25 protein-coding genes are annotated in these 25,599 nt (G+C 70.4%); 9 read left to right on the top strand and 16 right to left on the bottom strand.

Annotated elements, in window-relative coordinates; translation table 11 throughout:
- Positions 1–40: 40 nt before the first annotated feature.
- The 3 genes from ABC337_RS03810 to ABC337_RS03800 are packed head-to-tail and all read left to right on the top strand — an operon-like array spanning position 41 to position 3,409.
- Entirely contained in the window at positions 41–1,435 is a 1,395-nt protein-coding gene (locus ABC337_RS03810) for an OFA family MFS transporter (protein ID WP_412882295.1), read from the top strand.
- A 1-nt stretch (position 1,436) separates the two neighbouring features.
- Complete coding sequence (locus tag ABC337_RS03805; RefSeq protein ID WP_412882296.1) at positions 1,437–1,580, top strand: MFS transporter small subunit; 144 nt, start codon at positions 1,437–1,439, stop codon at positions 1,578–1,580.
- Between the two features lie 2 nt (positions 1,581–1,582).
- Positions 1,583–3,409, top strand: coding sequence for a gamma-glutamyltransferase family protein (locus tag ABC337_RS03800; RefSeq protein WP_412882297.1), 1,827 nt, complete (start codon positions 1,583–1,585; stop codon positions 3,407–3,409).
- A gap of 63 nt (positions 3,410–3,472) precedes the next feature.
- Here ABC337_RS03800 and ABC337_RS03795 read toward each other — a convergent pair whose 3' ends face one another.
- The 9 genes from ABC337_RS03795 to ABC337_RS03755 all read right to left on the bottom strand — a co-directional run bounded on the left by ABC337_RS03795 (position 3,473) and on the right by ABC337_RS03755 (position 10,817).
- Positions 3,473–3,988 (bottom strand): hypothetical protein, encoded by a 516-nt coding sequence (locus tag ABC337_RS03795; RefSeq protein ID WP_412882298.1) that lies wholly within the window; start codon positions 3,986–3,988, stop codon positions 3,473–3,475.
- Between the two features lie 151 nt (positions 3,989–4,139).
- Positions 4,140–4,877, bottom strand: coding sequence for a YqjF family protein (locus tag ABC337_RS03790; protein WP_412882299.1), 738 nt, complete (start codon positions 4,875–4,877; stop codon positions 4,140–4,142).
- The gene (locus ABC337_RS03785) at positions 4,877–5,656 is read right to left on the bottom strand and encodes an isocitrate lyase/PEP mutase family protein (protein ID WP_412882300.1); all 780 of its coding nucleotides are present in this window, start codon (positions 5,654–5,656) and stop codon (positions 4,877–4,879) included. The genes ABC337_RS03790 and ABC337_RS03785 overlap by 1 nt, the downstream gene beginning before the upstream one ends.
- A gap of 60 nt (positions 5,657–5,716) precedes the next feature.
- Positions 5,717–6,106 (bottom strand): DUF1622 domain-containing protein, encoded by a 390-nt coding sequence (locus ABC337_RS03780; RefSeq protein WP_412882301.1) that lies wholly within the window; start codon positions 6,104–6,106, stop codon positions 5,717–5,719.
- 48 nt (positions 6,107–6,154) lie between these two features.
- Entirely contained in the window at positions 6,155–7,069 is a 915-nt protein-coding gene (locus tag ABC337_RS03775) for an SDR family oxidoreductase (RefSeq protein ID WP_412882302.1), read from the bottom strand.
- 131 nt (positions 7,070–7,200) lie between these two features.
- Complete coding sequence (locus tag ABC337_RS03770; protein ID WP_412882303.1) at positions 7,201–8,247, bottom strand: IS3 family transposase; 1,047 nt, start codon at positions 8,245–8,247, stop codon at positions 7,201–7,203.
- Positions 8,211–8,633, bottom strand: a complete 423-nt coding sequence (locus ABC337_RS03765) for a transposase (protein WP_412882304.1) — start codon at positions 8,631–8,633, stop codon at positions 8,211–8,213. Before ABC337_RS03765 ends, ABC337_RS03770 begins: the two co-directional genes overlap by 37 nt.
- Positions 8,634–8,773: 140 nt before the next feature.
- A complete protein-coding gene (locus ABC337_RS03760) occupies positions 8,774–9,679 on the bottom strand; it encodes a nuclease-related domain-containing protein (RefSeq protein ID WP_412882305.1) in 906 nt (301 codons plus the stop codon).
- A gap of 235 nt (positions 9,680–9,914) precedes the next feature.
- Positions 9,915–10,817, bottom strand: coding sequence for an MSMEG_6728 family protein (locus ABC337_RS03755; protein ID WP_412882306.1), 903 nt, complete (start codon positions 10,815–10,817; stop codon positions 9,915–9,917).
- A 145-nt stretch (positions 10,818–10,962) separates the two neighbouring features.
- Between ABC337_RS03755 and ABC337_RS03750 the strand changes: the two genes are divergently transcribed.
- Positions 10,963–11,535, top strand: a complete 573-nt coding sequence (locus ABC337_RS03750; protein WP_412882307.1) for a hypothetical protein — start codon at positions 10,963–10,965, stop codon at positions 11,533–11,535.
- A gap of 84 nt (positions 11,536–11,619) precedes the next feature.
- Here ABC337_RS03750 and ABC337_RS03745 read toward each other — a convergent pair whose 3' ends face one another.
- Positions 11,620–12,273: a transglycosylase family protein gene (locus ABC337_RS03745; protein ID WP_412882308.1), complete on the bottom strand. Its 654-nt coding sequence runs from the start codon at positions 12,271–12,273 to the stop codon at positions 11,620–11,622.
- Between the two features lie 220 nt (positions 12,274–12,493).
- Positions 12,494–15,121 carry an excinuclease ABC subunit UvrA gene (locus ABC337_RS03740; protein ID WP_412882309.1) on the bottom strand — a complete coding sequence of 876 codons (2,628 nt, stop codon included), beginning with the start codon at positions 15,119–15,121 and terminating at the stop codon, positions 12,494–12,496.
- A gap of 48 nt (positions 15,122–15,169) precedes the next feature.
- Here ABC337_RS03740 and ABC337_RS03735 point away from each other — a divergent pair, with 48 nt between their 5' ends.
- Positions 15,170–16,279: an adenosine deaminase gene (locus tag ABC337_RS03735; RefSeq protein WP_412882310.1), complete on the top strand. Its 1,110-nt coding sequence runs from the start codon at positions 15,170–15,172 to the stop codon at positions 16,277–16,279.
- Between the two features lie 24 nt (positions 16,280–16,303).
- Here the strand turns inward: ABC337_RS03735 and ABC337_RS03730 are convergent, their stop codons facing one another.
- Positions 16,304–17,278 (bottom strand): aldo/keto reductase, encoded by a 975-nt coding sequence (locus ABC337_RS03730; RefSeq protein ID WP_412882311.1) that lies wholly within the window; start codon positions 17,276–17,278, stop codon positions 16,304–16,306.
- 110 nt (positions 17,279–17,388) lie between these two features.
- Positions 17,389–17,832, bottom strand: coding sequence for a DUF2177 family protein (locus tag ABC337_RS03725; RefSeq protein WP_412882312.1), 444 nt, complete (start codon positions 17,830–17,832; stop codon positions 17,389–17,391).
- Positions 17,833–17,970: 138 nt separating this feature from the next.
- On the opposite strand from ABC337_RS03725, the gene ABC337_RS03720 reads away from it, so the two are divergent.
- The gene (locus ABC337_RS03720) at positions 17,971–18,837 is read left to right on the top strand and encodes a DUF1295 domain-containing protein (protein ID WP_412882313.1); all 867 of its coding nucleotides are present in this window, start codon (positions 17,971–17,973) and stop codon (positions 18,835–18,837) included.
- Positions 18,838–18,967: 130 nt separating this feature from the next.
- Positions 18,968–19,837 carry a pullulanase X25 domain-containing protein gene (locus ABC337_RS03715; protein ID WP_412882314.1) on the top strand — a complete coding sequence of 290 codons (870 nt, stop codon included), beginning with the start codon at positions 18,968–18,970 and terminating at the stop codon, positions 19,835–19,837.
- Positions 19,838–20,221: 384 nt separating this feature from the next.
- Here ABC337_RS03715 and ABC337_RS03710 read toward each other — a convergent pair whose 3' ends face one another.
- Positions 20,222–21,409, bottom strand: a complete 1,188-nt coding sequence (locus ABC337_RS03710; RefSeq protein WP_412882315.1) for a mechanosensitive ion channel family protein — start codon at positions 21,407–21,409, stop codon at positions 20,222–20,224.
- Positions 21,410–21,480: 71 nt separating this feature from the next.
- A complete protein-coding gene (locus ABC337_RS03705; protein ID WP_356903580.1) occupies positions 21,481–21,750 on the bottom strand; it encodes a YegP family protein in 270 nt (89 codons plus the stop codon).
- 164 nt (positions 21,751–21,914) lie between these two features.
- On the opposite strand from ABC337_RS03705, the gene ABC337_RS03700 reads away from it, so the two are divergent.
- Positions 21,915–22,232, top strand: a complete 318-nt coding sequence (locus ABC337_RS03700) for an acylphosphatase (protein ID WP_412882316.1) — start codon at positions 21,915–21,917, stop codon at positions 22,230–22,232.
- Between the two features lie 40 nt (positions 22,233–22,272).
- Here ABC337_RS03700 and ABC337_RS03695 read toward each other — a convergent pair whose 3' ends face one another.
- Positions 22,273–23,967, bottom strand: coding sequence for a RecQ family ATP-dependent DNA helicase (locus tag ABC337_RS03695; RefSeq protein ID WP_412883225.1), 1,695 nt, complete (start codon positions 23,965–23,967; stop codon positions 22,273–22,275).
- A gap of 252 nt (positions 23,968–24,219) precedes the next feature.
- On the opposite strand from ABC337_RS03695, the gene ABC337_RS03690 reads away from it, so the two are divergent.
- Positions 24,220–25,584 carry an MFS transporter gene (locus tag ABC337_RS03690; RefSeq protein WP_412882317.1) on the top strand — a complete coding sequence of 455 codons (1,365 nt, stop codon included), beginning with the start codon at positions 24,220–24,222 and terminating at the stop codon, positions 25,582–25,584.
- Positions 25,585–25,599 lie beyond the last annotated feature (15 nt).

The raw sequence follows: 25,599 nt of genomic DNA, 5'->3' as shown, positions 1-25,599 counted from the left end.
CGGGGACGGCATCGTCCCCGACTGAGCAAGGGGAGCACCAATGGGCTGGCTGGACCGTGACCGCACAATCGCCCCTCCGGGGTTCAACCGCTGGCTGGTTCCGCCCGCCGCGCTCGCCGTGCACCTGTGCATCGGCCAGGCCTACGCCACCAGCGTGTACAAGACCGCACTGGTCAAACACTTTGGCGCCAGCCTGACCGAGATCGGCATCATCTTCTCCATCGCGATCGTGATGCTGGGCCTCTCCGCCGCCATCATGGGCACCTGGGTGGACAAGAACGGCCCGCGCAAGGCCATGTTCACCTCGGCCATGTTCTGGGCCAGCGGCTTCCTGATCGGCTCCCTCGGCATCTTCACCCGCCAGCTGTGGCTGGTCTACCTGGGCTACGGCGTGGTGGGCGGCATCGGCCTGGGCATCGGCTACATCTCGCCAGTGTCCACCCTGATCAAGTGGTTCCCGGACCGGCCGGGCCTGGCCACCGGCATGGCCATCATGGGCTTCGGCGGCGGCGCGCTGATCGCCAGCCCCGTCTCCACCGCCCTGCTGAAGGCGTACGACCCCAACTCCGGCGCCCAGGGCTGGGTAGCCAGCGGCGACTCCGTCGGCAAACTCTTCCTGACTCTCGCCGTCGTCTACCTCGCCTACATGCTCTTCGGCGCGTTCACCATCAAGGTCCCCGCCGACGGCTGGAAGCCCGCCGGCTTCGACCCGTCCAAGGTCAAGGCCGCCAAGCTGGTCACCACGGACAACGTCTCGGCCAAAAACGCGGTGAAGACCCCGCAATTCTGGCTGGTCTGGGTGGCGCTGTTCTGCAACGTCACCGCCGGCATCGGCATCCTGGAGCAGGCCGCTCCCATGATCCAGGACTTCTTCCGCCAGCCCGGCGGCACCTCACTGGTCAGCGCCGCCGTCGCCGCCGGTTTCGTGGGCCTGCTGTCCATCGGCAACATGGCCGGCCGCTTCGCCTGGTCCGCCACCTCCGACGTCACCGGGCGCAAGCGCATCTACATGGTGTACCTGGGCGTCGGCGCCGTGCTGTACGTGCTGCTGGCCCTCGCCGGATCGTCCACCACCATCCTCTACGTGGCGCTGGCGTTCCTGATCATCTCCTTCTACGGCGGCGGCTTCGCAACCGCCCCGGCCTACCTGCGGGACCTCTTCGGCACCTTCCAGGTGGGCGCCATCCACGGCCGGCTCCTGACCGCCTGGTCCGCCGCCGGCGTCGCCGGGCCGCTGATCGTCAACGCGTTCCTCGACGCCCAGGGAACCCCGGGCAAGCTCAACGCCGCGTCCTACCAGCCGGCTCTGCTGACCATGGTGGCCCTGCTGGTCGTGGGCTTCGTCGCCAACCTTATGGTCAAGCCTGTCGCCGCCCGCTTCCACGAACCCCGTCCCGAGAGCAACCGCTCCACCGAACCCGCCATGGAGGCCTGAGATGAGCACCCAGCACCCGCACGGAGCCGACACCCCCGTCACCGCGTCCCCCGCCCGGCTGACCATCGCGTGGGCCCTGGTGGGCCTGCCGCTGGCCTACGGCGTCTACGAGACGCTGACCAAAGTGACGGCGCTGTTCGGCTAAGCATGACGTTTACCGCCCCGGACCAGTTCACCACCCGGCCCACCCTGCAGGGCACCTTCGGCATGAGTGCCTCGACGCACTGGCTGGCGACGGCGGCCGCGCAGGCGGTGCTGGAACGCGGCGGCAACGCGTTCGACGGCGCGGTCGCGGCCGCCTTCGTCCTGCACGTGGTCGAGCCCCACCTCAACGGGCCCGGCGGGGACATGACCGGCATCTTCGTCACCGCGGCTGACCCGGACACCCCGGTGGTGCTGATGGGCCAGGGCCCGGCGCCGGCCGCGGCCACCGCGGAGCATTACCGCAGCGAGGGCTTGGACCTGGTTCCCGGGTCCGGGGCCCTCGCCGCGGCCGTGCCCGCCGCCGTCGACGCCTGGCTCCTCCTGCTGCGCGACCACGGCACCTGGGAACTGGACGCGGTGCTGAAGTTCGCGATCGGCTACGCCCGCGACGGCCATCCGCTGCTGGGCCGGGTGGGCGCCACGATCGCGACCGTGGCCGAGTTGTTCCGCGAGCACTGGCCCAGCTCCGCCGAGCTCTGGATGCCCGGCGGCACCATCCCCGCGGAGGGGAAACTGTTCCGCAACCCGGCCTACGCCCGCACCCTGGAACGCCTGGTCGCGGCCGGGCAGGCCGACGGCGGCTCCCGCGAGGACCGGATCGACGCGGCCCGGCGCGAATGGAGCGAGGGGTTCGTGGCCAGCGCCATAGTCGCCTCCGTCCAGCTTCCGCACCGGCACTCCTCCGGCACGGACCACGCCGGCGTCCTGGCGGCCGAGGACCTGGCCGGATTCCGCGCCGGGTACGAGCCCGCCGCCACGGTCGAGTTCCGCGGCCACACCATTGCCAAGACCGGACCCTGGGGCCAGGGCCCGGCGCTGCTGCAGACGCTCGCGATCCTGGACGGGTTTGAGGACCGGTGCCTGGACCCGTCGACCGAGCTCGGGGCCCACACCATCCTGGAGGCGCAGAAACTGGCGCTGGCGGATCGTGAGGCCTACTACGGCGACACCGACGTGCCGCTGGACTACCTGCTCTCACCGGCATACTGCGCCGAACGGCGTGCCCTGATCACCGAGGAGGCTTCCCAGGAGTTCCGCCCCGGGACGGTACCCGGACGGGAACCCTACCTGCCGCCGCTGCGGACCGAATACACCCTGCCCGCCCTGGTCCACGAAGGCGCCGGGCCGGGTCCCGCGGGGCTGGGCGCCGGGGAACCGACGGTCGCCCGCACCGGGGAAACCCGCGGCGACACCTGCCACCTCGACGTCGTCGACCGCTGGGGCAACATGGTCTCTGCCACCCCCTCGGGCGGCTGGCTGCAGTCCTCCCCGGCCATCCCGGAGCTGGGGTTCTGCCTGGGCACCCGGCTGCAGATGACCTGGCTCGAGGAGGACACACCCTCGACACTCACCCCTGGGAAACGGCCCCGCACCACCCTGACGCCCACTCTGGTGCTCCGCGACGGGCAGGCCGTCACCGCCCTCGGCTCTCCCGGCGGCGACCAGCAGGACCAGTGGCAGCTGCCCTACCTGCTGCGCACGATCGTGGGCGGCTACACCCCGCAGCAGGCCGTTGACGCGCCCACCTTGCACACGACGTCGATGCCCGGTTCGTTCTGGCCGCGCACGTGGGAACCCGGCGGCGCGGTGGTCGAGGAACGGCTGGGGGACGAGGTCATCGCCGGGCTGAAGCGCCGCGGCCACGTGGTGACGGCGGCGCCGGGCTGGAGCCTGGGCCGGCTGTCCGCCGTCGCGCGGGACCCGGAAACCGGGGTACTGCAGGCAGCAGCGAACCCGCGGGGCGCGCAAGGGTACGCCGCGGGGCGGTAACCACGCTGCGGTGGTCCGGTAGGCATCGCACGGCGGGCCGGTTGGTGGGCCCGCTCCGGCCGGCTACCGACCGTGGCCGTGCTCCAGGCAGAGGGTGGAGCTGAACTGCTCGATCGTGTCCGGCGTGCCCGGCGCGCTGGTGAAGAGCGACATCGCGGCGGCGGCCTCCCCGGACGTGAAGCGTCCGCCGCCCGCCGGCAGTGTCAGTGTGACGGTCTCGGTCTCGCCCGTGCAGGGGTGCTGGCCCGTGCCTGCGCCGCCGACGACGTCGGGCCCTGGCGCTGCCGCCTGGCTGAGGACGATGCCGACGCCGGCGCTCCGGCCTTCGTCGCAACGGTAGCTGAAGCGGACCTGCACCTCCGCGCCGTGGCTGCGAAGAGTCGCCGCCTCGATACTGACCGGGTTGCCATCGTCGTCGGCGTGGGCGGGTACCGCTGCCGAAAGCAGGGCCCCGCCGAGGGCTACGCAGCCGGTCAGCGCCGCGAGCAGGTGCCTGCGCTTGCGCGGACCCTGGCGGCGCTGCGGGGGTGCCTGTCGAAGAGCCGCGGTTTTTTCTGAGGCCTGGGGGCTGTGGTTCATGAGGTGCCTGCCTTGGCGCCCGGGGTTTGGTGGCCGGGACCCCCTCCACTAGACGCCCGATGGGCGCTTCGCGGACAGGGACGAAAGACCTCCAAGCGAGATCAGGTCCGCCGCGGCCCCGGACCGCCGTGCCCGTCAGCGCCCCGACCCGTCAGCTCCGGACCGCCGTGCCCGTCAGCACCCGCGGCCGGCCGAACTGGGTCTGGACCCCGGGGGAGTACAGCACCGACTCCGGCGGCCCGGCCACCGCGATGCCAGCCGCAGCCACCAGCCCGTCCTCCAGCCGCGCGGTCCGCGCCGGATACAGCGGCCAGGGGGTGTGCGTGTTGGGGATGTACAGCGTCTGGCCGCCGAACCGGGAATGCAGCCCGAACCGCGCCGTCAGGTGGACGGAGAGCGGGTCCCCGGCGTCGCCGTCGTAGTCCGGAACCACGGCGAAGTCGCTGGCCGCACCGCCCCGGAACCGCCGCACCGTGTACCCGGTGGCGGGATCGTCCGCCGTGGGTGGCCGATAGCCGTCCCGGGACCAGACGTACGGGATGCCCGCGGCCCGCGCCGCGAGGACCACCGCCAGCCGAGAAGCGTCCAGGGACAGGAACACCACGCCCCGGGTGCCGTCCGGTTCTCGCGAGTAGAGCCGGACGTTGATCTCGGTGAAGCTGCCGAAGTACGGGATGGCGGGCCCCGTGCCGAGGCCCGCGCCCTGCATCCGGAAGCCGATCAGTCCCACCCAGGCGGACCCGTCGAACTCGTCCGGCTCCACCCCCGCGGGCATGAAGCGCGCGGCGGTGGCACGGGGGATGCGCCAGTGCAGGAACACCGCGTCCGCCCAGCGCTGGTCCATGATGACCGGGCGGGGCAGCTCCGGCGCGGCGGGCCAGGGATCCATCAGTTCAGCGGCCGGGTGCCGTCGGGGAGGGCGCCGCCGGCGAGGAGCTGGGCGGCGGTGTCGGCCAGGGCGGTCAGCGCCACCCGCTGGGTCCACGGGCCGTAGGAGATCCGGGCGACGCCGAGTTCCTGCAGCCGGGCCGGGGCGAGGGAGCCGGGGACGTTGATGACCGAGACCTTGTTCCAGCCGATCCCGTCCACCAGCGCGGCGACGGTTTCCTCGTCCAGCAGCCCGGGCACGAACACGGTGGTGGCACCGACGTCCAGGAACGCGCGGCCGCGTTCGATCGCGTCGGCCAGGACCTCACGCTGGTCCCGGTCCTTGCCCTTGAGGAACGCGTCGGTGCGGGCGTTGAGGACGAAGTCGATGCCTTCGTCCGCTGCGGCTTCGGTGACCGAGCGCATCTGGGCGACGGCGTCGGCCAGGGGCCGCATCTGGTCCTCGATGTTCGCACCGACGACGCCGACGCCGATCGCCTTCCGCACGGCCTCGCCGGGGGTTCCGTAGCCGGATTCGAGGTCGGCGCTGACCGGCAGCTCCGTGGCGGCCGTAATCCGGCCGATGGCGGCGATCATCTCATCGAGCGGGATGTTCTCGCCGTCCTCGTAGCCCAGCGACGCGGCGATGGAGTGGCTGGCCGTGGCGAGCGCCTGCGTGCCGGGCACGTCGCCGATGACCTTGGCGCTGATGGCGTCCCAGACGTTGACGACCTGGAGGATCTCGGGCGCCTGGTGCAGGCGCAGGAGTTCGGTGGCTTTGGAGGCTGTGGTTTCCGTCATTTCGCGAGCCTAACCGGGTGCGGCGGTCCCGGAACAGGGGTTTTGCTCAGGGATGAACGGTCAGGCCGCGCCGGCCTCGGCCCGGCTGCCGGAGGAGGGCTTCTGCCAGGGCCAGCGGCCGGTGATCTCCAATTCCAGGGAGAAGCTGAGGAAGGTCCGGATCAGCACGATGATGGCCAGCACGGCGACGCTCTCAAAGGTGGGGGTGATGGCCACGGTGCGGATGATGTCCGCCGCGACCAGCAGTTCCAGGCCCAGCAGGATGGACCGGCCCAGCAGCTGCCGGTAGGACCGGTACTTCGAGAGCGGCTCCGAATCGACCGGCAGGCCGCGCGGCTGGACGCCCCGCAGCGCCATGGGCAGCGACACGAGGGCGCCCACCACCATCACCGCCACCCCGGCGAAGTCCATGAAGCCGCCGACGGCCTCGATGATGCTCCTGAAGTCCATGCTGCTCCTTGGGACGAGGTGGGTGGCGTGGTTTTGCTGCTGCCTGTGTCAGGGGTGGCGGACGCCGACGCCGGCCAGTACGGCGCGGTAGCCCTCGCGGTAGCTGGGGTAGGTGAACTCCAGGCCGGTGCCGCGCAGCAGGGCGTTGCTGACCTTCTTGTTGCCGCCGCGGGACGGCTCTCCTGAACTGCGGCCGGCGGTTGGGCGGTCACCGCCGGTGCGGCCGCCGTCGTCGGGGTTCTCGGCCTGCGGGGCGGGCAGGCCCAGCTCGGCAGCGAGGAAGGTGAGGACGTCCGCCATCTCGGCCGGTTCGTTGTCGACGCCCAGGTAGAGCGGCGCCGGATCGGCGTCCATGGTGCAGAGGTGCACGATCGCGGCGGCGGCGTCGTCGCGGTGGATGCGGTTGGTGAGCTTGGAACCGGCCGGCAGCGTGGCCTTGCCGCCGCGGACCATGTCGATCAGGCGGGTCCGGCCGGGGCCGTAGATCCCGCCGAGCCGCAGCACCACCGGGGCGATGCCGGTTCCTTGGAGCCGGTCGGCCAGCAGCTGCTCGGCCTCGAGGATGATGCGGCCGGAAAAACCGCCGGGATTCGGTGCGGTGGTCTCGTCCACCCAGCCGCCGTCAGCGTCGCCGTAGACCGCCGTGGAGGAGACGAACAGCACCCGCCGCACGGGGGCCCCGGAGGCCGTGACGGCGTCGAGTACGCGGGCCAGGCCGTCCACGTACGCGGCGCGGTAGGCCTCCTCGGTGGGGGAGTCGGCGGCGACGGCCACGACGACGGCGGTGGTGTCCGCCGGGACCGGCGGCAGCTCACCGCGGGTCAGGTCCGCCGCGAAACCCTCGATTCCGGCAGGCAGCTTCTCCGGCGAGCGGCGCCAGCCCACCACGCGGTGTCCGGCGGCGGCGAACCGAAGCCCGGCCTCGGTCCCCAGGTCGCCGCATCCGGCAAGCAGAACAGTCATACCGGCAAGTCTGCCAGCAAATCGGAGCGGGCTTGGTTGCGGGGCGTCGCCGGCCGGTTGGTGCTCGCCGTTTGCTGGGACTCGGCCCGACTCGCGGGTTCGGCCCGCGCTCGCCGCATGGACGGTATGTATCAAGCTGTTTGTGACAGCTGGGTGGTTTGTTTGTGGTTGATGCCGGCTGGGGGTGGGGCTCCGGGTGCGGTGGGTTTGCGGTGGTATCGGTGCGGGTTGCGGTTGTAGGAGGCGTCGAGGGTGGCTTGGCGTTGGCTGCGTGCCTGCTCGATCCGGCCGTGGTGGACGGTGTCGGGGGTGTAGTAGTTCAGTCCGCTGTGGCGGTGGTTGGTGTTGTAGTCGGTGAAGAACGCGGCCATGTGGTCCCGGGCGTGGTCCAGGTCCTGGAACCGGCGGGGGAAGTCGAGGTCATATTTGACGGTCTTGAACAGGGACTCCGAGTACGGGTTGTCATCGGAGACCCGGGGCCGGGAGTAGGAGAGCTCGATGCCCAGTGCCCGGGCCAGGTCCAGGGTTGTGCCGGCCCGCATCGGGGCCCCGTTATCGGCGTGCAGGACCGTGGGGCTGTGGTGGTTTCCGGTGACGGCGTCCCGGATCAGGGCGGCGGCGAGGGCGGCTGTTTCGGTGTGTTCAACCCGGTGCCCGACGACCTTGCGGGAGTAGACATCCATGATGGTGTAGAGCCGGTAGGTGTGTCTCCCGGGCCCGTGGAGCATCGTGATGTCCCAGCTCCAGAGCTGGTTCGGGGCGTCCGCGTTCAGGACAGGTTTGACCCGTTGCCGGGAGCCGGTGCCGCCGCGTTGAACCCGGCGGTCCCCGTTTTGCCCGTGCGCGGCCACGATCCGGTGGGCTGAGGCGATCGAGAAGGAACAGCGCCCGGAATCGAGCATCCGGTAGTAGGCCTGGGTGACCGAGAGGTTCCCGTAGTCCTCGGAGTTGAGCCGTTCCATGAATTCCTTAGCCTCAGCCGTGCTGATCCGGTTCGGGTAGGCCCGGCCCTTATGCGGGAGGGTGACTCCGGCGGGAGGAGCGGGGTTCAGATGCCGGTACCAGGTGGTGCGGTGAAGACCGAGCAGGGCGCAGGTCCTCACCGCTGACCAGCCGGCCGAGACCAGGTGCCCGGCAAAGGTCAGGGCGATTCCTTTCCAGACTTTGGGATCAACCATTCGGGCCGGCCCGGGTCCGGGTCCGGAAGGTGCGGGTCCGTTGCCGCCGCGCTCCTGGCCATCGCGTCCAAGAGCGCGGAAGCTTTTCCCAGAATGTCCACCGCGGCCTCGGACCGGGCCAGTTTGGCTTTAAGGATCTCGTTCTCTCTCAAGACCCGTTTGAGCTGTTGCTTATCTCCGGCATTCAAGCGCTGGTCCTCACTTCCTGGCGCGGCATTGGACCTCAACTCCCCGGCCTCACGCTGCCGGACCCAGAGCCGAAGAGTTCCATCGGTGATGCCGACCGCCCTGCTGAACGCGGTCCTGGAACCGCGTTCAAGGCACTTGTCGTACTCCTCGAGAATCGCGTGTTTCTGCGCGAGAGTGAAGTGGCTCCGGTTAGACACACGCGAAGGGATCACAAAATCCATTACGGACCTTTCCCCGCCCCGAACGCCCGACCGTGAACGACAGGAAACCTGTCACACAACAGCCTGACACACAGGGTGGAAACACCGAGTGCGGACCGAACCAGCGAGTGGATGGGCTATCGCTTCGGAACGGGCTGGACCACCGTCGGTGTCGGGTGTGGAGCTGGCGGGCCTGCCGGCGCTGCCGTTCTTAGACCGGAGAGAAAGTTGAAGATGAAGGACAGCAGAATCATGAGGACGGCCAACCTGAAGAGCGCACCAAGGCAGCTGGTCTGTTGTGGGCCCCTGCGGCGGCGTTGACTCCGTGCTGGCGCCTTCGAGCGTGCCCATTGGTCTCGCCGGGAGCCCGGGTTTCGGGGTGGCACGGTGGCGGCACTGGGTGGCCGCGATGCTGTGGTGCTGGACGCGGTGAACTGCGCCGTGGAAAGCAGCTGCGGGCTGGTGGCGCCACCCAGGAGAGACTGCAGATAGGCATGGATTGTTGGAATCAGGGCCGCATCAAGGACCGGAGGCAGCTCGGCAACCGCCCGCGCAATGGTGTTGAGACCCTCGATGCGTGTGCCACCGCTCGCCGTACCGCTGAGCTCCGGCTGGCCTACCAGGCAGATCCATCCCTGCACCAACCGCCGATGCCCCGGTTCCAGTACCGCCGCCACGGCGGCCGCCTGCTGCCCGACCCCGGCAACGCTGTGGTGTCGGGCATATCCGTTTTGCCGGAGAGTTCCGCCGGAGAGACTGACCTCTCCGTTCCAGTTCTTGGCGTCCACCACCACAATGCCGCCCGGACCGATTAGGACGTGGTCAAGATTTGCCTGGGGCCGCCCCGGCCAGTGGACATCGTGGATGACCTGCCAGCCAAGCGGCTCAATCTCTCTGAGTTTCTCAGCGAGGATTGCTTCGCCCGCTGCACCCAGGGACCAGGCGTGGGCGTTCCGCTCGGCGTGCTCCAGCTCCCGTCGCAAACGTGCAACCCGTTCAGCTGCGAGCCGCGACTTCTCCGCGGCTCCTTCTCCTGCAGCCATGACTTCCCCCAAGCAGTGTCTGGCGTGATGCCCGTCGCCGAAGCGATGGGACGGTGGCAGACACCATATGTCACAGGGGCTGGTCTCACCAGTCACATCAACGGACTCACTCGCGGGTCCGGTCCGCTCTCGCCGCATGGAATCGCCGAGTGCGGTCCGAACCCGCGAGCGGAAGGCCGGCCACGAACGAGGGGCCGCCCGCAGAAACCCCGCCCCGCGGAGACCCCGCCCTCGCCTAGCGCGCCGGGACCGGGAAGAAGAGCCGGGGGTCCTGCAGCAGGGCCGGGTAGTCGAACTCCTCGCGGGCGATGACCTCGTCCACCTCGAAGTTACGGGCGAACCGGCCCTCCACCTCGATCGGACGGCCCACCACCTTGCCGACGGCGAAGGTGCGGCCGGCGTCGAACGGGACGGCCACCACGGACTTGCCCGGGAGCGTGGTGAACGCCTCCTCCTGGGCCAGGCGCTTCCGGGTGGGCTTCTTCGGCTGCGGCTTCGCGGGCCGCTTCTTGGCGTTCTTCTCCGGCCGGCGGGAGGTGGGCTCGGCGTAGACGAACTGGTACTCGCCGTCGTCCGGGGCCGCGCCCTTCCCGCGCACGGGCGGCAGGCTCACGGTCTTCAGGTCCGCAGGATCGGTGCCCTCGACGGGCAGCCGCAGGATCCACATCTTCTCGCCCTCGGGATCCTCCGGCAGCAGCTCGAGCTTGGGTTCGGGCCAGAGGTACTCCAGGTCCGGGTCCGTGCCGGGGAACACGTCGGCGTAGAACGCAGGCTCCTTGGCCAGCAGCCGGGACCGGTGGGCGAGGTGGAACCCGGGGTCGCCCAGCCAGTACGGCATCTGGATCCGGTCGGCGTAGTCCGGGTGGCCGGCCTGCGGCGCGAACTCGAGGATCCGGCCGCGGGTGGTGTCCTCGCCGCCGCGGGCCACCCATTCATCCACCATCGCCAGGCCGTACATGGTCAGCGCGGGGACGTGGCCCATCCACATCCGGACGGCCGGGTGGGTCTGCCAGCCGTACTGGGGGATGACCAGGGCGCGGAGCACCTGGAGGGCCTCGACGCGCTGCTTGCCCAGCCGGGCACGGTCCAGGGCCGCGGCGCTTTGCCGGAAATCGGAGTAGGGCAGGAAAGTTTGCATCTCTCCAGTTTGAGGCCGCGGCCCCGCATCGCCAATTGCGGGCCGCCCGGGGTGAGCGTGTTCACATGTCGGGCGCCTACAGACAGCTCCCAGCCGGGAGATTTATCATGGATCGGAATCACCCACGCTCCACGGAAGATCCGCCATGACCCCTGAAACCACGGCGCCTTTTGCGCCCAAATACGGACAGATGCTCAGCCCGGAAGCCAACGGCATCCTGGTGCTCGAGGAGTTCACCCTGGACCCGGCCGCGGCCCGCAAGGAACAGCACGGCTTCCGCGCGGCCCTGGCGTCGGTGGCGCTGACGATGCGCAGGATCCTCGCGTTCCGCATGCTGATCGCCCTGGTCGCCATCGCCAACCTGCCGCTGTTCCTGCTCTCCAGCGGCTGGGAAATCTACGTGGTGTCCGTGGCCCTGGTGGTCGCAGTTCATGCCTCGGTGACCTGGCTGAACCGGCACGAGCCGCGGCTGAAGCAGCGCCGGATGCTGGAACTGCACCTGCACCGGGAGCGCAGCGACAATTACCGCAAGGTCCGCGACGCCGTGAAGTACGTCATCGACACCCCCGCCCGGATGAACGAGCAGCTCTACCTCGAGCTCCTCGCCGCCAAGCGCGTGGCCCTGAACCTGGCCCACGGCACGGTGGCGCTGCTGGACACCAGCGACGACGCCGCGTGGAAGGTCCGCATCATCCGCGAGCTGCCCCGCACCGCCTGAGCGGCTGCAGAGACAACAGACGACGACGCCGGAGCGGCCCCCCAAGGCCGCCCCGGCGTCGTCGTTTTTTTGGTGCCCTGAAAGTTAGGCCGGAAGCTGCAGGACCTGCCCGGCGAGGACCAGGTTCGGGTCGCTGATGGTGTCCGTGTTGGCGTCGGCCAGTGCCTGCCAGCCGCCCTTGATGTTCAGGTGCTCGGCGATGGTGCTGAGGCTGTCGCCGCTCTGCACGGTGTAGGTCTTGCCGCTGAGCGCCACCGGGGCCGCGTGCCGGGCAGGAACGGGTGCCTGGACGGGTGCCTGGACCGGGGCAGACCGCGGCGCGGCCTGAACCGGGGCACTCTGAACGGGGGCGGACTGCACGGGAACGCTCGCCCCGCCGCCTCCGCTGAGGCCCAGCTGCGCGGCGCAGGACGGCCACGCGCCCCAGCCCTGGCTCGCCTGGACGTTCTGGGCGACGGCGATCTGCTGCTCGCGGGTCGCGTTGGCCGGGGAGCCGGTGCCGCCGTTGGCCGCCCAGGTGCTCTGGGTGAACTGCAGGCCGCCGGAGAAGCCGTTACCGGTATTGGTGCTCCAGTTGCCGCCGCTCTCGCACTGGGCCAGCGCATCCCAGGTGGAGGTGGACGTGGCGGCGGGGGTCGCGGCGCTGGCGGCGGTGGCGGAGAGTGCAACGCCGGCGGCGGAGATGGCGGCCAGGGCGGCGCCGCGGCGCGCGGCAGTGGTGATGGTTGAGGTCTTCATGTGGTTCAGCTGCTCCTGAGGGCCACCTGCGCTCGGCCCGTCCCCGGGCGTTGTCGCGCCACTGCCCGCCCCTGACAATAGAGGTCATCTGCGGTGTCTGCCGATCGGGCAGTTCTGGTGGAGGCAGCACCGGGCATGCGATCGCCCGATTCCGGGCATCCGCCCACGCTAGGACAGACCGCCGCAGGTTTCAACCCCGCCGCCTGACCCAGCGCTTCCCTTAGCGCCGGGCGCGGCTTCCGAGGGCGGACTTCAGGTAGGGCGCGGTGCGGCTCTTGGCGGAGCGGGCGACGGCGGCAGGCTCGCCCGCGGCGATGATCCTGCCACCTGCGTCCCCGCCGGCCGGGCCGAGGTCGATCACCCAGTCCGCGGCGGCCACCACGTCCATCTCGTGCTCGACCACCACCACCGTGTTTCCCGCGTCGACCAGGCGGTGCAACTGGGCCATCAACAGCTCGACGTCGGCCGGGTGCAGCCCGGTGGTGGGCTCGTCCAGCAGGTAGAGCGAGTGCCCGCGCTGGGCGCGCTGAAGTTCGGTGGCGAGCTTGATCCGTTGCGCCTCGCCGCCGGAGAGTTCGGTGGCGGGTTGGCCTAGGCGTAGGTAGCCCAGGCCCACCTCGCGGAGGGTCTGCAGGGCGCGGGCCGCGGCCGGCACGGGGGCAAGAAATTCGGCGGCGGCGTCCACCGTCATGCCCAAAACCTCCGCGATGTTTTTGCTCCGGTAGGTGACCTCCAGAGTTTCCGGGTTGTAGCGGGAACCGTGGCATTCGGGGCACGGGCCGTAGCTGCCGGGCAGGAAGAGCAGTTCGACGGCGACGAAGCCTTCGCCCTGGCAGGTCTCGCAGCGGCCGCCGGCGACGTTGAAGGAGAACCGGCCGGCGCCGTAGCCGCGGGCCTTGGCCTCGTCCGTCGTCGCGAAGACCTTCCGGACCGCGTCGAACAGGCCAGTATAGGTGGCCAGGTTGGAGCGCGGCGTCCGGCCGATCGGCTTCTGGTCCACCTTGACGAGCCGGTCGATCAGTTCCAGGCCGGTCACGGGCCCGACGGTCAGTGGTTCGGTGAGCTCCGCGGCATCCTCAGCGTCGTCGGGGTCGTTGGCAGTACCGGCAGCGCCGCCTCCGGAAGTGGCGTCGCCGTCAGCGCCGTCGTTGTCCCCGTGCAGCCAGCGGCCGGTCACCTCGGCCAGGACCTGGCTGACCAGCGTGGATTTCCCGGACCCGGAGACGCCGGTGACGGCAGTCAGGACGCCCAGCGGGAAGTCGGCGTCGAGGTGCTGCAGGTTGTGGCGGCTGATGTCGCGCAGCTGGAGCCACCCGGACGGTTCCCGGGCACCGCCGTCGTCGCCGCGCGAACCCGCACCGCCGTCGTCGCGCGCCCGGGAAACCGAAGCAGCCTCGGGGAACAGGTACGGCCGCGTGACCGAGGCGTCCACCCCGGCGAGTCCGTCCACCGGGCCGCTGTAGAGCACCTCGCCGCCACCCTCGCCGGCCCGCGGACCCACGTCCACCAGCCAGTCCGCCCGGCGCACCACGTCCATGTTGTGTTCCACCACGAACACCGAGTTGCCTGCGGATTTCAGCTGGTCCAGCACCGCGAGCAGGGGTTCGGCGTCGGCGGGGTGCAGGCCGGCGGAGGGCTCGTCGAGCACGTAGATGACGCCGAACAATCCGGACCGCAGCTGGGTGGCGATCCGCAGCCGCTGCATCTCGCCGGGGGAGAGGGTGGGGGTGGAGCGGCCCAGCGCCAGGTAGCCCAGGCCCAGGTCCAGCAGCACCGTGACCCGTTGCAGCAGGTCCCGGGTGATCGCAACCGCCACCTCGTTGGTTTCCCCGGACGACTGTTTCCGCGAGGCCGTCCCGGCGCCGGTCAGCTCGGTGGTGGGCCGGATGGTATCGGCGAGTTCGCTCATCGGGACCGCGTTCAGCTCGGCGATGTTCCGGCCCGCGAAAGTCACGGCCAGGGCCTCGGGCCGCAGGCCGCTGCCGCCGCAGCGCGGGCACGGACCGGTCTCCATGAACTTCAGGACTTTCTCGCGCATGGTGGAACTCTTTGAGTCGGCCAGGGTGTGCAGCACGTAGCTGCGGGCGCTCCAGAACCGGCCCTTGTACGGCTTGGCGACGCGGTCCCGCTGTGGCGTCACCTCCACCACGGGCTGCTCCTCGGTGAAGAGGATCCAGTCGCGGTCCTTTTTGCGCAGCTTCTTCCAAGGAGTGTCGATGTCGTAGCCGAGGTGGCTGAGGATGTCGCGGAGGTTCTTGCCCTGCCAGGCGCCCGGCCACGCGGCGATCGCACCGTCCCGGATACTCAGCGTGGCGTCCGGGACCAGCGAGGACTCCGTCACGGTGTGGGCGATGCCCAGGCCGTGGCATTCCGGGCAGGCGCCGGCGGCGGTATTGGGCGAGAACGCATCCGAATCCAGCGGCGCGGCACCGGCCGGGTACGTACCGGCGCGGGAGAAGAGCATCCGCACCGAGTTGGACAGCGTGGTCACCGTGCCCACGGTGGAGCGCGAGCTGGGCGTGCCGCGGCGCTGCTGGAGCGCGACGGCGGGCGGCAGCCCGGTAATCAGCTCCACCTTGGGGTTGTGGCCCTGCTGGATCAGCCGCCGGGCGTAGGGCGCTACCGACTCGAAGTAGCGGCGCTGGGCCTCGGCGTAGATGGTGCCGAAAGCCAGGGAGGACTTACCGGAGCCGGACACCCCCGTGAACGCGACGATCGCGTCGCGGGGGACATCGACGTCGACGTTGCGCAGGTTGTTCTCACGCGCGCCGCGCACCCGGACGAACCCGTCCGTGGGCGCCTCGGGCGCGAAGCCGGGGAAATCGGAAGCCTGCTGATCATTCTGCATTGTATTGACTCTATCCGGCCCTGCTCGCGGCGGGCATATCCTTACCAAATGGAAAGTTACGACGGCGGCGCTGGGGCGCCGCAGGCAGTTAGTGGGGCGCCGCAGGCGGAGCACGCAACCGAGGGCCGGCCCGAGGGCGTCCCGGACTTCGTGGAGGTCCCGGAGGAGGTCCACGGCCCGCTGCCGGTGGCGGAACTGCACCTGCACATCGAGGGGACGCTGCAGCCGGAGCTGATCTTCGCGCTCGCGGAGCGAAACAACATCACCCTGCCGTACGCGGACCTGGACGAGCTGCGCGCCCGCTACGAGTTCACGGACCTGCAATCGTTCCTGGACCTCTACTACGCCAACATGGCCGTGCTGCAGACCGAGCAGGACTACGCGGACATGACCCGGGCCTACCTGTCCCGCGCCGCCACCGCCGGGGTGCGGCACGCGGAGATCATGCTGGACCCCCAGGCGCACCTCTCACGTGGCATAGCGCTCGAAACCTGCGTCAACGGCGTTGCTTCCGTGTTGGCTACCTCGCAGGAGGAGTTCGGCATCTCCACCCTGCTGATCGCCGCATTCCTGCGGGACCTGTCCGAGGAGTCCGCCCTGGAGGTGCTGGAAAAGCTGCTGGCCATGAACGCCCCGATCGCCGGGATCGGCCTGGACTCCGCGGAGGTGGGCAACCCGCCATCGAAGTTCGAGCGGCTCTTCGCCCGGGCCAAGGACGCCGGGCTGCACCGGATCGCGCATGCCGGCGAGGAGGGCCCGCCGTCGTACATCGTCGAGGCGCTGGATGTCCTGGAGGTGGAGCGGATCGACCACGGCATCCGCTGCATGGAGGACCCGGACCTGGTGGAGCGCCTGGTCCAGGAACTGATGCCGCTGACCGTCTGCCCGCTCTCCAACGTTCGGCTCCGCGCCGTGGATACCCTGGCCGAACACCCGCTGCCGGGCATGCTGGCCGCTGGCCTGAACGTCAGCGTGAACTCGGACGACCCGGCGTACTTCGGCGGCTACGTGGACGACAACTTCACCCAGCTCAGGAGCGTGATCGGCCTCTCCGAGTTCGACTGCGTCCGGCTCGCGGCGAACTCCATCCGGTCCTCGTTCGCCAGCGAGGAGCGCAAAACCGAGCTGCTGGCCGAGCTGGCCGCCTCCGGCCGCTAAAGCCGGAGGCGGGGCGGGCGCAGCCTAGGAGTCGATGCTGCCCATGTCCGGGTAGCGTCCGCCGGCGGCAACCCCGGCCGGTGCCAGCTCCTCCAGCCGGGCCAGGTCCTCTGCGGTGAGCTCGACGTCGACGACCCCCAGGTTCTCCTGCAGCCGGTCGCGCTTCTTGGTGCCGGGGATCGGCACGATGTGCTCGCCCTGGGCCAGCAGCCAGGCCAGCGCCAGCTGCGCCGGGGTGCAGCCCTTGGCGGTGGCCAGCTCGGTCACCCGGTCCACGAGCTCCAGGTTGCGGGTGAAGTTCTCGCCCTGGAAGCGCGGGGAGTGGCGACGGAAGTCGTCCGGGGCGAAGTCGTCCTCGCTGCGCAGCTGCCCGGTGAGGAAGCCGCGGCCCAGCGGGCTGTAGGGGACGAAGCCGATGCCCAGCTCGGCCAGCACCGGGAACACCTTGGTCTCCGGCTCCCGCTCCCACAGCGAGTACTCGGTCTGCAGCGCCGTGATCGGGTGCACGGCGTGGGCCCGGCGGATGGTGTCCGCGCTGGCCTCGGAGAGTCCCAGGTGCTTGACCTTGCCGGCCTGGACCAGCTCGGCCATGGCGCCGACGGTCTCCTCGATTGGGACGGTCTTGTCCACCCGGTGCTGGTAATACAGGTCGATGTGGTCCACGCCGAGGCGCTGCAGGCTGGCGTCGCACGCGGCCCGGACGTACTCGGGCTTGCCGTTGATGCCCACCCAGGAGCCGTCCTCGCGGCGTTCGTTGCCGAACTTGGTGGCCAGCACGACGTCGTCGCGGCGGCCCTTGATGGCGCCGCCCACCAGCTTCTCGTTGGTGAAGGGCCCGTACATGTCGGCGGTGTCCAGCAGGGTGCCGCCGGCGTCGAGGAAGGCGTGGATGGTGGCGACGGATTCCTGCTCATCGCCCTTGCCGTAGAACTCGCTCATGCCCATGCAGCCGAGGCCCAGGGCGGAGACGGTAAGCGAACCAAGCGTGCGGTGTTCCATTGGGGGTTCTCCTGACACAGAGGGGAGGGCCGCGGATCGGCCCCCTGGGGAGTGGGGGTGGCGGCGATCAGGCCACTGTAGCCAGCCTGATTGCCCCGGGCAACGGGTGGTCAGTCCCTGGTGGCGGCGGTCCCGGCGCGTGGGTGGTGCAGCTTCAGGATCAGGGCCACCAGCGGGCTGACGGCAGCGCACACGGCGGCGCCCCAGGCGATGTCCGTGACGGCGACGACGGCGGGGAAATCCTTGAGCACGGCGAACGCGGTGAGCGCCCAGGTGGCGTAGGTGAAGAAGCCGAACAGCGCCCCGGACCCGGCCCGGCTCCGGAGGCTGGCTCGGCTGTCCGCCGGCCGGACACCGTAGTGGACGATCCCGGCGACGAAGACCAGATAAAAGAGGACGGCGCCGGCGGCGTTGAAGCTGGCCGGGAGCAGGTGGCCGATCTGGCTGCGGTACTGCGGGGTGGCCACGGTGAGGATCCAGACGGCGTCGACGGCGGCGAAAATCACGGCCGTCACGGCGTAAGCCAGCAGCCATTTCCTGAGCGGACGGGTCATGAGGGGCTCCTTCTAGGGGTGATGCGTGTTCAGCGGTGGGGCGCGGCCGGGGGAGCCGGAACTTTCCCCAATACTAGTTCGTAGGCTTAGTAGTCAGTGCCGGCACCGGGACCCGGGCCGCCTAGGGAAGGAACGTCCATGAAAGAGTCCGAACGCAAGGCCCTCGCCGCCATTCCGGTGGTGGTGCTGCTCGGAGCCGGGCTCGCCTGGGCCGGAAGCCAGAACGGGGCGGCGGCCGGCGGCATCCCGGTGTTCACCCTGGCCGTGGCGGCCGCCTTCATCATCCAGTGGCTGGCTTTCATTCCGGCCTACCTTCGCCAGACGGAGCGCTTCTACGACCTGACCGGGTCGCTGACCTACATCGCCGTCACCGTGATGCTGATGCTGCTCACCCCCGGGATCGACGCCCGCGGCTTCCTGCTGGCGGCATTGGTGCTCGTGTGGGCCGCCCGGCTGGGGTCCTTTCTGTTCCGCCGGATCAGCAAGGCCGGCAAGGACGACCGCTTCGATGAGATCAAGCCCTCGTTCGTCCGCTTCTTCAGCACCTGGACCATGCAGGGAATCTGGGTGGCCTTCACCGCGGCTGCGGCCTGGGTGGCTATGACCTCGGCCAACCGCGTGGGGCTGGACTGGTTCGCCCTGATCGGCGTGCTGGTCTGGATCGCCGGGTTCGGCATCGAGGCGACGGCGGACCGGCAGAAGGGCCAGTTCAGCGCGGACCCGGCCAACAAGGGCAAGTTCATTCACACCGGGCTCTGGGCGAAGTCCCGGCACCCCAACTACTTCGGCGAGATCCTGCTCTGGGTGGGCGTCGCCATCATCGCCCTGCCCGTGCTGCAGGGCTGGCAGTGGGTGGCCCTGATCTCCCCGGTGTTCGTTGCCCTTCTGATCACCAAGGTCAGCGGCGTCCCGCACCTGGAGAAGAAGGCGGACAGGAAGTGGGGCGGCCAGGCCGACTACGAGGAGTACAAGAAGAACACCCCGGGGCTCATCCCCAAGCTCTGATCCGCGTCTCTTCCACGTCACTTGGCCGCGTCATATCCGGACACGTCACCGGCCGAATCGCCGCGCCGGTCGCGGATGCCGGGGAACCTTGGCAAAATGCAGGTGGATCAATAGCTGCTAAAGGAGACCCATGGGCGCGAACGCTGCGGAAAACACTAACCTTCGCCTGAAAGCGGTGCTGGACGTCCTGACCGAGGGGGTGTGGTCCGGGGAAAAGCTGAACGCCGGCGTCGTCCTCGGCGAGGCGATCGCACGGGTCCCGCTCAACGACCACGAGCGCGAACTGCTCAGCGGCGGCATTCCCCGCGGCCACAAGGCGCTCACCACCGCGTCAGCGAAGCTGGTGAAGGCCGGATGGCTGATCAAGGGTCGCTCCGGCTGGACCATCACCGAGGACGGCCAGCGCGCCACGGTCGCCTTCGCGGACCCGGCCACCTTCACCGCCGCCCTCGACGCCGGCACCCCGGTCCCGGCCGACACCCCGCTGCCCGCGGCACCGGCCGGCCACAGCGCACCGAAGGCAGCACCGCACGGCGCGGAGAAGGCCGTGAAGGCGGTCGAAAAGGTCGCCGAGAAGGTGGCGGACACCGCCGCCAAGCTGGTCGAGGAGGCCGTGGCCCCGGTGGCGAAGGCCGTCCGCAAGCGCAAGGCCGCGGACAAGGCGGCCCCGGCCGAGGCAGCCCCCGCGGAGCCCCCCGTCGAGCAGCCCGCCGAGGTCGCCGTCGCCGGTGACTTCAACGTCCTGCTCGGCGCCCCGGCCAACTGGGCCCCGCAGTACGACGAATCCCAGATGCAGCTCGACGAGGTGGACCAGCTCTGGAAGCTCGCCGCGGACCTGCCGGCCGGCGCCTACAGCTTCAAGATCGCGATCAACCGGTCCTGGGACGAGAACTACGGCCGGTTCGGGGCCTTCGACGGCGCCAACCACGAGGTGCACCACCGCGGCGGCACCCTGGTGATCCGCTACGACCACCGCACCCGCGACATCGTCACCGACTAACGTGCAGGAATAAACAAACCGGCCGGGCCCCGCGCAGGGGCCCCGGCCGCTTCATTGAGAAGCCTAGAACCGCGTGGGGTCCGGCCCCGGCGGAATCGGCGACGGCGGCGGGACCGGTCCCGGGTCGGGGATCGGCAGCGGTCCCGGCGGGGTAGGTCCGGGCGCGGGCTCGGGACCGGGTGCCGGACTCGGCGTCGGCTGGGGGATGGGCGCCGGCGGCGTCGGACCGGGCGGCGTAGGTCCCGGCTCCGGCGGGAACGGGTCCCCGGGCTGCGGTTCCGGCGAGGTGGGGCCGGGTTCCGGCGGGAACGGATCGGGTCCGGGCGGCGGGGGGATGGTCATGCCCCCGATTATCTGCCCGCATCCCCGCGCTGGGAAGAGGCCCTAGTTTTGCGAGGCGGCGGACTTGTCCCGGTCCTCAAACACATCCTCACCGGGCCCGGCGAAGGCCTTGGAGCGCTCCACCGCCTCCAAGGATCCGGTGAACAGCTGGGAATCGTGCGGGTCGGTCGGCGTCCGGGGATCCGGTGCCACGATGGCTGCCGGGAGCGATTCGAGCCGGAAGTGCGGCAGCGCCGTCGGGTGCTTCTCCTGCAGGAAGAGCACCAGTTCCTCCCGGATCAGGCAGCGCAGGTCGAAGAGCGCGGCGCTGTCCGCGGCGCTGACCAGGATCCGGACCCGGACGTAGCCGGCGGTCGCGTCGGTGATCTGCAGGATCCCCACCCGCTGGTCCCAGAGCTCGGTGCCAGCCAGGACCCGCTTCAACTCGGACCGCATCGCGGAGACGGGCGCGCGCCAGTCCAGGTCGAACTCCACCGTGCCCATCACCTCGGACTGCCGGCGGGTCCAGTTCTCGAACGGGGTGGTGGTGAAGTAGGTCGACGGGAGGATCAGTCGCCGGTCGTCCCAGATGTGCACCACGATGTAGGTGAGGGTGATCTCCTCGATCCGGCCCCACTCCTTCTGCACCACCACCACGTCATCCACCCGGATGGCATCGGTGAAGGCCAGCTGGATCCCGGCGAAAACGTTGACTAGGGAGGTCTGCGCCGCCAGGCCGGCCACGATCGAGATCAGGCCGGCGGAGGCCAGCAGTCCGGCGCCCAGGGCCTGGACCGCGGGGAAGGTCAGCAGGATGATGCCCAGCGCCACGATCGCGATCAGGGCTGCGCCGATCCGCCGGGCCAGGATCACCTGGGTGCGCAGCCGCCGGGCCCGCCGGTTGTCCGCCACGTCCACCCGGTAGCGGGTGGTGACCAGGGTTTCGATGATCAGCAGCACGGCGATCGCCAGCCACGCGACGGAGGCGATCAGGGCGATCACCAGGCCGTGGTCAAGCGTGCGCCGCCAGTCGGCGTCGGCCGTGGTGGTGGCGAGCGCGATCCGCACGCCGATCAAGCAGAGCGCGAAGCGCAGCGGCAGCCGGGCCACGCGGGAGGTTTCCCGGAGCGCCTCCTGCTTGCGGTTGAGCCGCAGCACGATGCGGCGCACCAGCCAGGACGCGGCCAGCCCGGCGACGATGGCCAGGGCCACGGCCAGGAAGGGCATTGCGGAGGAGAGGAACTCTTGCATCTTCCAAGGTGTAGCAAGGATTCCCGCCTCCGCTGAAATCGCGGCCCTGTCAACGTGGGTCCGCTCACGGTTTAGACGGCCGGCAAGTGCCTCCGGAGGTGGTGGTGCCCGGCCCGGGCGGCCTGGCTGCTCTTGGTCCACGTGGTGCCGCCCCAGGGGGTGGCGTGCGATTCGCGGATCAGGCCGGTTCCAGCGCATTCGCGGACGGCCATGATGCCGTCGGCCGCGGAGCGCTTGTCCTCGAAGGGTTTGGAGACAGCGAGCACTGTGCCGTCCGCCCCCAACAGCCGGAACCGGACGTTCGAATCTGTGTCGGTGAAGATCTCGAATTGTCCTGCCATTGTCTTTTTCCTTTCAGGCGATCCGGCGGGTGCGCGGGACGTCGGATGGTGTCCGCGGGGCCCCGCCGGAGGGTCTTCTTCCACCCTCCGCAATGCCGTGCGGGGGCTGAAAGGGGCGAAGGTCCCGGATACCGGACGCGCCGGGGCGGGGCTAGATTGGGTCCATGGCGGAGAACACGGGGGAGCGGTCCGGGCCCGACGGCGGGGCGGGCGTGCGGCTCACGGCCCGGGTCACGGGCATGGTGCAGTCAGTCGGGTTCCGTTACTGGACGGTACGGAAGGCCGCCAAGCTGGGGCTCACCGGCACGGTCCGGAACGACGACGACGGCTCCGTGCGGCTCGTGGCGGAGGGGCCGCAGGAAGTAGTGCTGGAGCTCCGGGCCTGGTTGCGGTCCCCGGACGCACCGGGCCGGGTGGACCACGTGGAGGAGTCGGTGACCCCTGCCACGGGGGAGTTCACTGGCTTCGACGTCACGTACTGAGGTCCGGGGCTAACTTTGCGGTGCCGCGGCCGCTCCGGTGTCAGCGGGCGCGCTTCAGGAGCCCCCGTGTGAGGACGGCCGTGCAGGAGAGGGTCTTGTAGCCCTCGGAATCGAAGAGGACGGTGAGGATGTCGCCGTCGCACTGGATCACCTGGCCCGGACCCCACCCGGCGTGGACCACCGCGGACCCCACCGGAAAGCTGTCCCCGGACTCGCCGCCGTCGTCCGCCGTGCCGCTCAGTGACTTCTCCCGAGCCCGGCAGGTGTCGCAGTTGCCGCAGGGCCCGGGCAGCTCCTCGCCGAAGTAGCCCAGCAGGAACTGCCGCCGGCAGTGATGGGTCTCGGCGTAGCCGCGGATCATCTCCACCCGTGACCGGTCCACCCGCCCCCGGGTCTCAGCGAGGTCGACGGCGAGGGTCAGCGCCGCCTCCGCGTCGCCCGCCAGCCGCACGCCGTCGTCGTCGGTGTGGAGGAGTCCGGTGTCCTGCAGCTGGTTCAGTAGTGAGGTGATCCGCCGCCCCGGGAAGTGTGTCTGCGCGGCGAGCTCGGCGCGGGGGAGCGGGGCGTCCGCGGCGGCCAGGATGGCCAGCAGCACCCGAAGCGAGGGCTGGTCCGGGGTGTGGGTGGTGAAGAACCGGCGCAGGCCCAGGTCCTCGGAGCGGTAGTGCAGCACCGCCTGGGCCGGCTGCCCGTCGCGCCCGGCCCGGCCGAACTGCTGGTAGTAGCTGTCCAGGGATTCCGGGATGTCCGCGTGCAGCACGAAGCGGACGTCCGGCTTGTCGATGCCCATGCCGAACGCGGTGGTCGCGGCCACCACGTCCAGGGTTCCGGCCTGGAAGGCCTCATGGACCCGGGTGCGCTCAACCGACGGCATTCCGGCGTGGTACGCCGCCGCCCGGAGTCCGTTCCGGGTCAGCTTCGCGGCGTACTTCTCGGTGTCCTTGCGTTTGGCGGCGTAGATCAGGCCCGGGCCGCGCAGCTCCGCCACGAATGCGGCGGCCTGCGCGATCACGGCCCGGCGCTTTTCCTTGTCCTCGTGGTGCCGGGTCACGGCCAGGTGAATGTTCGGCCGGTCGAAGCCGCGGACCAGCACCAGCGGCCGGTCCAGGTGCAGCCGCCGCTGGATCTCCTCGCGGACCGGGGCAGCCGCGGTGGCGGTGAGGGCCGCCGTCGTCGGGTTGCCCAGACGTTCGCGGACCTCGCCCAGGCGCAGGTAGTCGGGGCGGAAGTCGTGGCCCCAGGAGGTGACGCAGTGCGCTTCGTCCACCACCAGCAGTGGGATGCCCAAGGCGGCGAGGCGCTCAACGGTGCTGTCCTTGGCCAGCTGCTCCGGGGCCAGGAAGAGGAAGGCCGCGGTTCCGTCCTCCGCCGCGGCCCAGGCCCGGTCCTGCTCGGCGGCGGAGTGGGCGGAGTTGATGGCGACGGCGGTTCCCGGCCCGGCGGCGTCGTTGATCCCCTCCAGCTGGTCCTCCTGCAGCGAGATCAGCGGCGAGACCACGAGGGTGGGCCCGGACGGGGCGACGGACTGGTGCAGCAGCAGGCCGGGGACCTGGTAGATCAGGGACTTGCCGTAACTGGTGGGCATCACGGCCAGCAGGTCGCGGCCGGCGGCCAGGGCGGCCATGCCCTCGAGCTGCCCGGCCCGCAGGGCGCCGATGCCGAACGTTCCGGCCGCGATCCGGCGGAGGTCGGCGTCGGGTCCCGGCGCGCCCGGGCTGGCGGGAGCCGCGGGCATGCCGGTCACGGCGGGCTCGACGGCGGGCGGCCCGGGCGCTTCGGCGGGCGGGTCTGCGGTGGCCTGGGTCATGGATGCTCCACGCTGAACGATTCCGGCGGCCGGCTGCTGCAGCCGCACTCCCAGCGTAACGCCGCCCGCAAGGGCCCCAGCCGCGACCCGGCCGGCCACGACGGAGACCGCCCGCGGCAAGGCCAACCCGCCCATGGACACGGTTTCGAATCACCCTGCCGGATGGGACAGACTGTTGCCGTGAGCAACTCTCCCCGGACCGGTCTGGCCATCGCAGGGCTCAGCCTTGGCACCGCGCTGAACCCGCTGAACTCCTCGATGATCGCCGTTGCCCTGGTGGTGCTGCAGGCAGACTTCCAACTCGACATCGCCACCGTCACCTGGGTGGTGACCTCGTTCTACCTGACCTCCGCCGCCGGGCAGCCGCTGATGGGCCGGCTCGCGGACCGGTTCGGCCCGCGCCGGCTGTTTCTGCTGGGCATGGTCCTGGTCGCGGCCACCTGCGCGCTCGCCCCGTTCGCTCCCAACTTCGCGCTGCTCTGCGTGGCCCGGGCCTTCATGGCGCTCGGCACGGCGAGCGCGTACCCCAGCGCCGTCGTCATGGTCGCAGCGCTGGCCAAGCAGGCCAACGTGCCCTCGACCCGGCCGCTGGGCCGGATCCAGATGGCCAACACCTCCGCCGCGGCGGTCGGTCCGGTGGTGGGCGGCCTGCTGGTGAGCCTGGTGGGCTGGGAGGCGCTGTTCCTGATCAACGTGCCGCTGGCCCTGGCCTCCATCCTCATCGTGCGCCGCTTCGCCGCCGCGGACCGGGAACGCGAGCGTGGCCGGGTGGCCGACCTGGTGCGGGACTCGGACCTGCCCGGCATCGGGGCGTTCATCGGCGCCCTGGCGCTGGTGATGATGGCGCTGCTGAACGTTTTGCCCGGCTACCGATGGTGGCTGCTGGGCGCCGGGATGCTGCTGGCGGTGCTGTTCACGGTGCGGGAGCTGCGGTTCAGCCCGCCGTTCCTGGACCTGCGGCTGCTGGGCCGGAACCGGCCGCTGCTGTTGGTGTACCTGGGCTTCGTGCTGTTCAGCGGCGTCTATTACTTCGCGTTCTTCGGCCTGCCGCAGTTGCTGCAGACCGCCGGGGGGTACGATCCCGGCGTCGTCGGCCTGCTGATGCTGCCGCTCGCGGCGATCTCCGTGGTGGGCACCCCGGCCGCGGTCAAGGCGATCGAACGTTTCGGCGTGCGGCGGGTGCTGATCGCCGGCGTCGTACTGCTGCTCGCGGCCTCCGGGGCCATGTGGCTGCTGACCGCGTCCCTGGCCGTTCCGCTGGTGCTGGCCATGACCGCGCTGCTGGGCCTGCCGTACTGCGTGGTCAGTATCGCCTCCAGCCAGGGCATGTACTCCTCCACCCGGCTGGAGGAACGCGGCGTCGCGGCCGGGATCTACCAGACCTGCCGGTACCTCGGCGCGATCACCGCCACCGTGCTGATCGGCATCTTCTACGGCACCGGCGTGAACCAGGCCAACTGGGGGCTGATGGTGTTGGTCATGCTGGGCCTCGGCGCCGTGGTGCTGCTGGTCTCGCTCGCCTGGCGGGAGCCGCGGACCCGCTAACGGCAGCACGGCAGC

The sequence above is a fragment of the Arthrobacter phoenicis genome, from assembly GCF_047238215.1.
Classification (GTDB): Bacteria; Actinomycetota; Actinomycetes; order Actinomycetales; family Micrococcaceae; genus Arthrobacter.
This window is presented reverse-complemented; position numbering and strand designations above follow the sequence as displayed.

Coding starts and splice junctions, on each gene's coding strand:
- ABC337_RS03810 (WP_412882295.1), top strand. CDS start 41: ATGGGCTGGCTGGACCGTGACCGCACAATCGCCCCTCCGGGGTTCAAC.
- ABC337_RS03805 (WP_412882296.1), top strand. CDS start 1,437: ATGAGCACCCAGCACCCGCACGGAGCCGACACCCCCGTCACCGCGTCC.
- ABC337_RS03800 (WP_412882297.1), top strand. CDS start 1,583: ATGACGTTTACCGCCCCGGACCAGTTCACCACCCGGCCCACCCTGCAG.
- ABC337_RS03795 (WP_412882298.1), bottom strand. CDS start 3,988: ATGAACCACAGCCCCCAGGCCTCAGAAAAAACCGCGGCTCTTCGACAG.
- ABC337_RS03790 (WP_412882299.1), bottom strand. CDS start 4,877: ATGGATCCCTGGCCCGCCGCGCCGGAGCTGCCCCGCCCGGTCATCATG.
- ABC337_RS03785 (WP_412882300.1), bottom strand. CDS start 5,656: ATGACGGAAACCACAGCCTCCAAAGCCACCGAACTCCTGCGCCTGCAC.
- ABC337_RS03780 (WP_412882301.1), bottom strand. CDS start 6,106: ATGGACTTCAGGAGCATCATCGAGGCCGTCGGCGGCTTCATGGACTTC.
- ABC337_RS03775 (WP_412882302.1), bottom strand. CDS start 7,069: ATGACTGTTCTGCTTGCCGGATGCGGCGACCTGGGGACCGAGGCCGGG.
- ABC337_RS03770 (WP_412882303.1), bottom strand. CDS start 8,247: ATGGTTGATCCCAAAGTCTGGAAAGGAATCGCCCTGACCTTTGCCGGG.
- ABC337_RS03760 (WP_412882305.1), bottom strand. CDS start 9,679: ATGGCTGCAGGAGAAGGAGCCGCGGAGAAGTCGCGGCTCGCAGCTGAA.
- ABC337_RS03755 (WP_412882306.1), bottom strand. CDS start 10,817: ATGCAAACTTTCCTGCCCTACTCCGATTTCCGGCAAAGCGCCGCGGCC.
- ABC337_RS03750 (WP_412882307.1), top strand. CDS start 10,963: ATGACCCCTGAAACCACGGCGCCTTTTGCGCCCAAATACGGACAGATG.
- ABC337_RS03745 (WP_412882308.1), bottom strand. CDS start 12,273: ATGAAGACCTCAACCATCACCACTGCCGCGCGCCGCGGCGCCGCCCTG.
- ABC337_RS03740 (WP_412882309.1), bottom strand. CDS start 15,121: ATGCAGAATGATCAGCAGGCTTCCGATTTCCCCGGCTTCGCGCCCGAG.
- ABC337_RS03735 (WP_412882310.1), top strand. CDS start 15,170: ATGGAAAGTTACGACGGCGGCGCTGGGGCGCCGCAGGCAGTTAGTGGG.
- ABC337_RS03730 (WP_412882311.1), bottom strand. CDS start 17,278: ATGGAACACCGCACGCTTGGTTCGCTTACCGTCTCCGCCCTGGGCCTC.
- ABC337_RS03725 (WP_412882312.1), bottom strand. CDS start 17,832: ATGACCCGTCCGCTCAGGAAATGGCTGCTGGCTTACGCCGTGACGGCC.
- ABC337_RS03720 (WP_412882313.1), top strand. CDS start 17,971: ATGAAAGAGTCCGAACGCAAGGCCCTCGCCGCCATTCCGGTGGTGGTG.
- ABC337_RS03715 (WP_412882314.1), top strand. CDS start 18,968: ATGGGCGCGAACGCTGCGGAAAACACTAACCTTCGCCTGAAAGCGGTG.
- ABC337_RS03710 (WP_412882315.1), bottom strand. CDS start 21,409: ATGCAAGAGTTCCTCTCCTCCGCAATGCCCTTCCTGGCCGTGGCCCTG.
- ABC337_RS03705 (WP_356903580.1), bottom strand. CDS start 21,750: ATGGCAGGACAATTCGAGATCTTCACCGACACAGATTCGAACGTCCGG.
- ABC337_RS03700 (WP_412882316.1), top strand. CDS start 21,915: ATGGCGGAGAACACGGGGGAGCGGTCCGGGCCCGACGGCGGGGCGGGC.
- ABC337_RS03695 (WP_412883225.1), bottom strand. CDS start 23,967: ATGCCCGCGGCTCCCGCCAGCCCGGGCGCGCCGGGACCCGACGCCGAC.